This is a genomic window from Microcoleus sp. Pol7_B2 (assembly GCF_036701035.1).
Taxonomy (GTDB): domain Bacteria; phylum Cyanobacteriota; class Cyanobacteriia; order Cyanobacteriales; family Microcoleaceae; genus Microcoleus.
This window is the reverse complement of sequence record NZ_JAUBQB010000062.1, coordinates 36,104-42,409: the sequence shown is the minus strand read 5'-3', so window position 1 is coordinate 42,409 and position 6,306 is coordinate 36,104. Positions and strand designations below refer to the sequence as shown.

At 48.8% G+C, this 6,306-nt stretch carries 5 protein-coding genes; 1 reads left to right on the top strand and 4 read right to left on the bottom strand.

Features of this window, described 5'->3' with window-relative positions; all coding sequences use genetic code 11:
• Nucleotides 1-250: 250 nt before the first annotated feature.
• The 3 genes from QUA57_RS20900 to QUA57_RS20890 form a co-directional block, all read right to left on the bottom strand.
• The gene (locus QUA57_RS20900; protein WP_333063382.1) at nucleotides 251-1,546 is read right to left on the bottom strand and encodes a dihydrolipoamide acetyltransferase family protein; all 1,296 of its coding nucleotides are present in this window, start codon (nucleotides 1,544-1,546) and stop codon (nucleotides 251-253) included.
• A gap of 173 nt (nucleotides 1,547-1,719) precedes the next feature.
• Entirely contained in the window at nucleotides 1,720-2,160 is a 441-nt protein-coding gene (locus tag QUA57_RS20895; protein WP_015179467.1) for a YlqD family protein, read from the bottom strand.
• A gap of 150 nt (nucleotides 2,161-2,310) precedes the next feature.
• A complete protein-coding gene (locus tag QUA57_RS20890; RefSeq protein ID WP_333063381.1) occupies nucleotides 2,311-4,260 on the bottom strand; it encodes a long-chain fatty acid--CoA ligase in 1,950 nt (649 codons plus the stop codon).
• 306 nt (nucleotides 4,261-4,566) lie between these two features.
• Between QUA57_RS20890 and QUA57_RS20885 the strand changes: the two genes are divergently transcribed.
• Nucleotides 4,567-4,887 carry a leucine-rich repeat domain-containing protein gene (locus tag QUA57_RS20885; protein ID WP_333063380.1) on the top strand — a complete coding sequence of 107 codons (321 nt, stop codon included), beginning with the start codon at nucleotides 4,567-4,569 and terminating at the stop codon, nucleotides 4,885-4,887.
• Nucleotides 4,888-5,199: 312 nt separating this feature from the next.
• Here the strand turns inward: QUA57_RS20885 and QUA57_RS20880 are convergent, their stop codons facing one another.
• Nucleotides 5,200-6,291 carry a hypothetical protein gene (locus tag QUA57_RS20880; RefSeq protein ID WP_333063379.1) on the bottom strand — a complete coding sequence of 364 codons (1,092 nt, stop codon included), beginning with the start codon at nucleotides 6,289-6,291 and terminating at the stop codon, nucleotides 5,200-5,202.
• Nucleotides 6,292-6,306: the final 15 nt, after the last annotated feature.

The following is a 6,306-nucleotide window of genomic DNA, read 5'->3' as shown; positions in this document are numbered from 1 at the left end:
CTCATCTTTTTTCACAGTTTTACTAGCTTTTTCATTTTCGCCCTTTTTTCATATATTTGCAACAGTGAGATGCACCCGTCCCACTTTTTAACAATAAACCATATTTCGTTTGATATTTTTTCAGCTAAGCGATCAACTCTTAGCTGTTGGAAGCTTTCCCGATGAGATTCTTTGAATAGTTGAGTGCCAAACATTGACCGTCAACTGTCAACAGTCAACTGTCAACAGTCAACTGTCAACAGTTAACTAATTAAAGCGTCAAAGACTGAGGATTTGTCTCAATCAATTTCGCTAAATCTTGCAAGAAAGACGCCGCATCAGCACCGTAAATAATCCGGTGATCGCAAGTAATATTTACCTGCATTTGGCGCTTCACTCCCATCAAACCATCTTCATTAGCCACTACTTGCGGCCGCGAAGAACCGATCGCCAAAATCGAGCCTTGATTCGGCGGCAAAATAGCGTCAAACTTGTCTACTCCAAACATTCCCAAATTGGAAAGAGTAAAAGTTCCCGTGCTATATTCATCAGGCTTCAACTGCTTGGTGCGGGCGCGATCGACTAAATCCTTCCAGGTGCGCGAGAGCGAATAAATATCGAGGCGATCGGCATTTTGCAGCACCGGCGTAATCAAACCGCCGCCGTCCATCGCCACCGCTACCGCCACATTAATATCAGCGCGGTATTGAATCCCCGACTCCACATAATAAGCATTCAGCAGAGGATGTTTTTGTAAAGTTACTGCTACAGCCTTCGCCAGCATACCCGTCATCGTGACGCCCTTCGACTTAATTTGTTTGTAGAGTTTGTCGAGATTATCAGTAGTAATTGTGTAACCGACGCGGAAAGACGGCACGCTCAAACTTGCTTCCATATTCCGCACCACCGCATTTTGCAGCGCGTTCATCGGTACTGTTTGACCAGAAAGTGCCACCGCCGGGACTGCTGCGGGGGCGGGTTTGGCTGCTGCGGGGGCGGGCGCTGCGGGTGCAGGTGCGGGTGCAGCGGGGACTGTTACCGCTTGCTGAACCGGAGCGGGTTGGGCTTTGCCGGCTGCTGCTTCCACATCCTCTGCGACAATGCGACCGTTGGGCCCGCTGCCTTTGATAGAATTCAAATCTACTTTAAACTCTTTGGCTAACTTGCGAGCGCGGGGAGAAACGACGCTGCGGCCGTTTTGGCGGCTGACATTTTGCTGCAAACCTGCTGACGATGTAGCTGCGCTCACAGGAGCGGGGCTGGGAGCAGGGGCGGCGGCTGCGGTTGGAGCGGCGGCTCCTTGCTGCTGAGCGACGGCGATTTCGGCTTCTGTTTCTGCTACTAGGGCGATTGCCGCCCCCACCGGAGCAACTTCGCCCGCAGGTACGATAATTATTGCTAAATAGCCTTCGTAGAAAGACTCCACGTCCATGTCGGCTTTGTCGGATTCAACCACCACCACCGTTTCGCCTTTTTCTACTTTGTCTCCGGCGGATTTGACCCAGGAAACAATTTTGCCCTCTGTCATTGTCGAACTCAGGGCTGGCATGAAAACTTCGCGAATCATCTGTAAAAAGTCCTTTTGTGTTGGTAATAGGTAATCGGTATTTGGCAATTGATCATTGGCGACCGGCCACCGGCAATACTTATTATTATGCCAGTCTCTCGCATTCTTGATGTGTGACTGTTGACTCAAAATCAATTGCCAATTACCGATCGCCAATTACCACTTACCAATTTCTAAATATCACCTCGAATTTCTTCGACTATGCCGTCGCGGAGGAGAATTTCTACTTGCATTTTTTGAATCAAGTTTTCTCCGAGCCCGACAGTGAACGTGCCGTCAATTTGACCTTGACTCACTTCTTGTTCCAGGTCTAGCACCTGCACTTGCTGAAGCTGTTGCAGGTTTTGGTTTTTCTGTTCTAGCAGTTCGCTTTTTCTTTGATTCACCTGCACTTGAATGTTTTCTATTTGCTGCATTACTTGCGGGCCTGGGGGCTGCAGATTTTGCTTTTGGATTTCTGAAATCATCCGCTGCCCTTGCATTTCTAACTGTTGTAGCTGAGAGTCTATTTGGTTGATTTGGGCTTGGAGTTGCTGTTGAGCTTCTTCTTTCCAGCGGGGAGTAACGACGACTTTAACGTTAATCGATCGTTTCAAGAGTAATTGTGGTTCCATAAAGTTGTTGCTTGTCAATTAGGAATTAGGCATTAGTCATTAGTCATTAGTTGGTAAACATGAACTAATGGCCCAGGACTGAGGACTCGGACTCGGACTCGGGTGTTGGGATAATTTTTTCTTTTCCATTCCCCAAGTCCTGCGAATATTTCAAAACATCCCGTCAATCATATCGCGGTAGTGTTGCGTCACAACCGGGCGCTTAATTTTCAGGGTCTGGGTCAACATTCCATTTTCGATCGAAAATGGCTCCTGAATCAACCGGAACGGGCCGATGCGATCGTCCGCGCGGTATCCGGGGCGATTTTGCACCTCTCGGTTCAATTCTTTGCGGAATAAGTCTTGAATTGTCTTGCTATTCCAGTCAATTTCGTGTATAGGGGGATTCTGAGTTTCTGCCCATTTCTGCACAGCTTCTGCATTGGGGACAATTAAGGCGCCGACGGATCTCTGGTCTTGACCTACTAGCATAATTTGGTCGATGTAGGGGCTGCGGAGGCAGGCGTCTTCTATGGGTTGGGGCTCGATGTTTTCGCCGTTGCTGAGGACGATCGTATCTTTAGCGCGCCCCGTCAAGATTAAGTCGTTTCCCGGTGTCAGCCAGCCCAAATCGCCAGTGTCGAACCAGCCTTCGGGGTCGAGCGCCTTGGCAGTCGCTTGGGGATTAAGATAATAACCTGCCATGATTTGCGGCCCCCGCGCCAATACCAAGCCGCACTGGCCTGTGGGCAGTTGCTGTCTGGTTTCTGGGTCTACTATTTTAATTTCCGTATGGGCGATCGGCTGTCCTGCGGAACCTTTAAGATTGTGCCAAGGCCGGCGCACAGTTAAAACCGGCGAAGTTTCGGTTAAACCATATCCCACCAACAAGCCGATATTCGCTATTTCAAAGAAATTGTCTATATGCGCGGCCAAAGAACCGCCACCGCTAATCGCCCATTTTAAGCGTCCCCCTGTAGCTTCCCTGACTTTTTGGTAAACCAGTTTTTCGGCGAGGGCGTGCACGGGCGACAACAGAATGCTTTTGGTGCGGGCGATTAGTTTTTCGGAAGCAGAAGCCGGTTTCAAACTGAGAGTTAATCCTTGGAAAATGCGGCGGTTCTCGATGTATTGCTGGCTGGCAGATAACAGGAAATCCACCAATTTTTGTTTGTTAGGTGGCTGTTCCCGAAATTGCTTTTGTACGGCCTCATAAATCGATTCCCAGATGCGCGGAACACTGACCATGTACTGGGGTTTGTAAGTTTTAAAGTCTTGTTTGAAATAGCGAATGTTGGTGTAAATTTGCGTGCATCCTTGGGAAAGCAGGAAGTATTCGACGCTGCGTTCGTAGGCGTGCCAACTGGGCAGAATGCTGAGGACGCCGTCGCCGCCTTGGGGCTGGAGAATTGTGCCCAAGGTGTTGAGTTGGTGCAGCAGGTTGCCGTGAGTCAGCATGACGCCTTTGGGTTTGCCGGTGGTGCCGCTGGTGTAGAGGAGGGTGGCGAGGGTTTGAGGCTTGTGGTTGGTGGGTTTGAGGGGACGGTTAGCCCCTGTGGTCATCACTTGGGAAAATTTAACTGTGCTTAGGGTTTGGCTGGTTTCCGGTTCTTCGTCGGAGAGGAGGACGATGAGTTGAATGGGCAAATCAGGGAGGCGGTGTTGCAGTTTTGTCAGTAATGCCAGGTTTTCGACTACCAAGGCGGTGCTGCCGCTGTCTTGGATGATGTATAGGAGTTCTTGAGGGTCGGCGGTGGCGCCTCGAACAACGTTGGCTGCCCCGGCCATCATGATACCTTGGTCGGCTATCAGCCAGCGGGGGCTGTTGTCTGCGAAGAGGGCGACGCGGGGAGGGACTGCTTCTTCGGGATTTGGTTCGATGCCGAGGGCTTGGAGGCCGGCGGCGAATTGCTGGATTTGCTGGTAGAGGTCGGTATAGGTGAGTTTGATTTCTGGCTGGCTGTGGGGGTCGTGGAGGGCGACGGTTTGACCGAATTTTTGTTTGACGATCGCCCAAATTTCGGGTACTGATTGGATGGAACTGTAATCGATCAGGCGACTGAGGTTAGCGCGATCGCGATCGGTCATTTGAGATGATGTGTAAGATGCTGGGCCGTTCATAGGGTATTTTCCTCAGTTTATGGAGATAAAATTATTGGCTATAAGTTTAAGATCGCAGTTATTTTACAACTTTATGGCAGTATCGTGACAGTTTGCCAACCTGCCATTGTCTATTTAGAAAATTAGGGATACAAAATGATGAAAATTATAGTTGCACAGAAACAGATGAATTTACCAAGGTAGATAGTAGTTGCTTTGAGTGCGATCGTAGCATTATCTGAAAATGCGCTTTACCTCGAAGTTGCGAGGGCGCAACCGGGAAACAATAGGCGAACATTTGCGGATTAGTGCCGCCAAAAAGCTGATGTGAGTCCAGAAACCAAACATACTGTTGACGTGTTGTTGAAGGAAGCAGGGACTAATGATTGCGATGTGGCCGATCGGAAACTTTCTAGTATCACGGAACTCATCATCAACGACAATCAGATCGGCGACATCAAACCGCTAGCATCCTTGACTAACCTGACTCGGCTCGGCCTCAGCGGAAATCCGATCGGCGACATCAAACCGCTAGCATCCTTGACTAACCTGACTCGGCTCGGCCTCAGCGGAAATCCGCTCCCTCCCAAAACTTGCCCTCTTTCGCCAGAGTCTATCTGTAAGTGGGAACCCCCAGCCGAACCATAAAACTTGAAAATGATGCCCGATCGCACTTAAATGTTTCAGTCGCCGAGGGCGTGCTGCTGATAAAGTACGATCGCCAATTCTATCCGCACATCGGCTTCAGTCAGGGGGAGATTGTCGGGAATGGCGATCGTAATTTGCATGATTTATGGTAGTTTTAGGTTTTTATTGGCTTTTAAGTGCGATCGTTTAATTTTGCAATTCGGGTTTAATTTTGTTAACAGGACTTACCCACAGATAGTATCTGTAGGGCGAAGCACACCGCACCTTATCCCCACAAATAGTGTAAAAATTGCTCCCTTGCATAAGTCCTATTTAAGCGACCTTGCGCGGTGCATCAACCATCGGCGCTGTACCAAACAAATGTCTGAGATAACTGCGACTGAGCTCGCGGTTCCAGCGCCGCAGACGCACCATCACTCGCGTGAATGTAAAAGTCAATTCTAACACCAAAGAAATCTGTTTGAGACTGAGTGAAGTATTAAACACATCATTGCCGTGCGTGCGTTCAATCTGATGGTGTTTCAGCAAAGCAATCAGGTTTTTGGTAGAGCCTTTCAGTTGATTGAAGTAACTCTGGGAGAATGCCCAGCGGCTGAAACCCCAAAACTTAGCCAAATGATTGATTTCATCCTGTAAAGGCTCCGAAATTGCCTGTTGCAACGCCCCAGTTGAGTGTACCATCAACCATAAATAAACAGAAGTAGCTCCCCACTCGGTACTCAGGCGACTAATCACGTGTTTGTAGGTATCTTGCCAAGCGTCACCTGTGGATTGACAGCCATTCACAGAGTTCGGTTTAACTTGCAGTTTTTCGGCTGTCAGTTGCTGGTAAATTTTCCTAAAGGTCGGGCAATGTTGGCGTTCTTCTTTTTCCCAGACACCTATCTCTATAATGTTGCCGTTGTCATCAAAAATTCCTCCCATAAACCGCGCCATTTGCGGGTAAATATGCTGTAAGTAGCACCAACTTTCTCTACCGTAGCTGCGGATGGGAGCTTCAATTTCTGCCGCACTTGCCAAAATTTGTAAAAATATTTCTGGCTTGACACCAATAATTTGGTCGCGATTGATTCCTTGCCAATCTATGGGCTCCCAAGGGCGGGGATGCGGGGCGGAAAATTGCTGGGGCAGATCGGAAAGTCGATCGCTCAAAATTTCCAATGACATATAATGGTCGATGAGGGAGTTAATCCTCGCCCGACTTTGCAAGTAGCGAGGGCTTTGATACTGATTTCCAGCCAAATCAATTGTATACACCTTACCAGTAGCTTTCATTGTTTCTGCCTGTTCGTAACTTTTACAGCTATTGTGCAAAAGGCATTGGGGAAGTCGCAATGAGTAACGTGCAGGCTGCTCAATTACTACGAGTTGGTTGGAGTTAGCCGAACTCAGGTGCAGTGGCATGAAGTAGGGTGAACT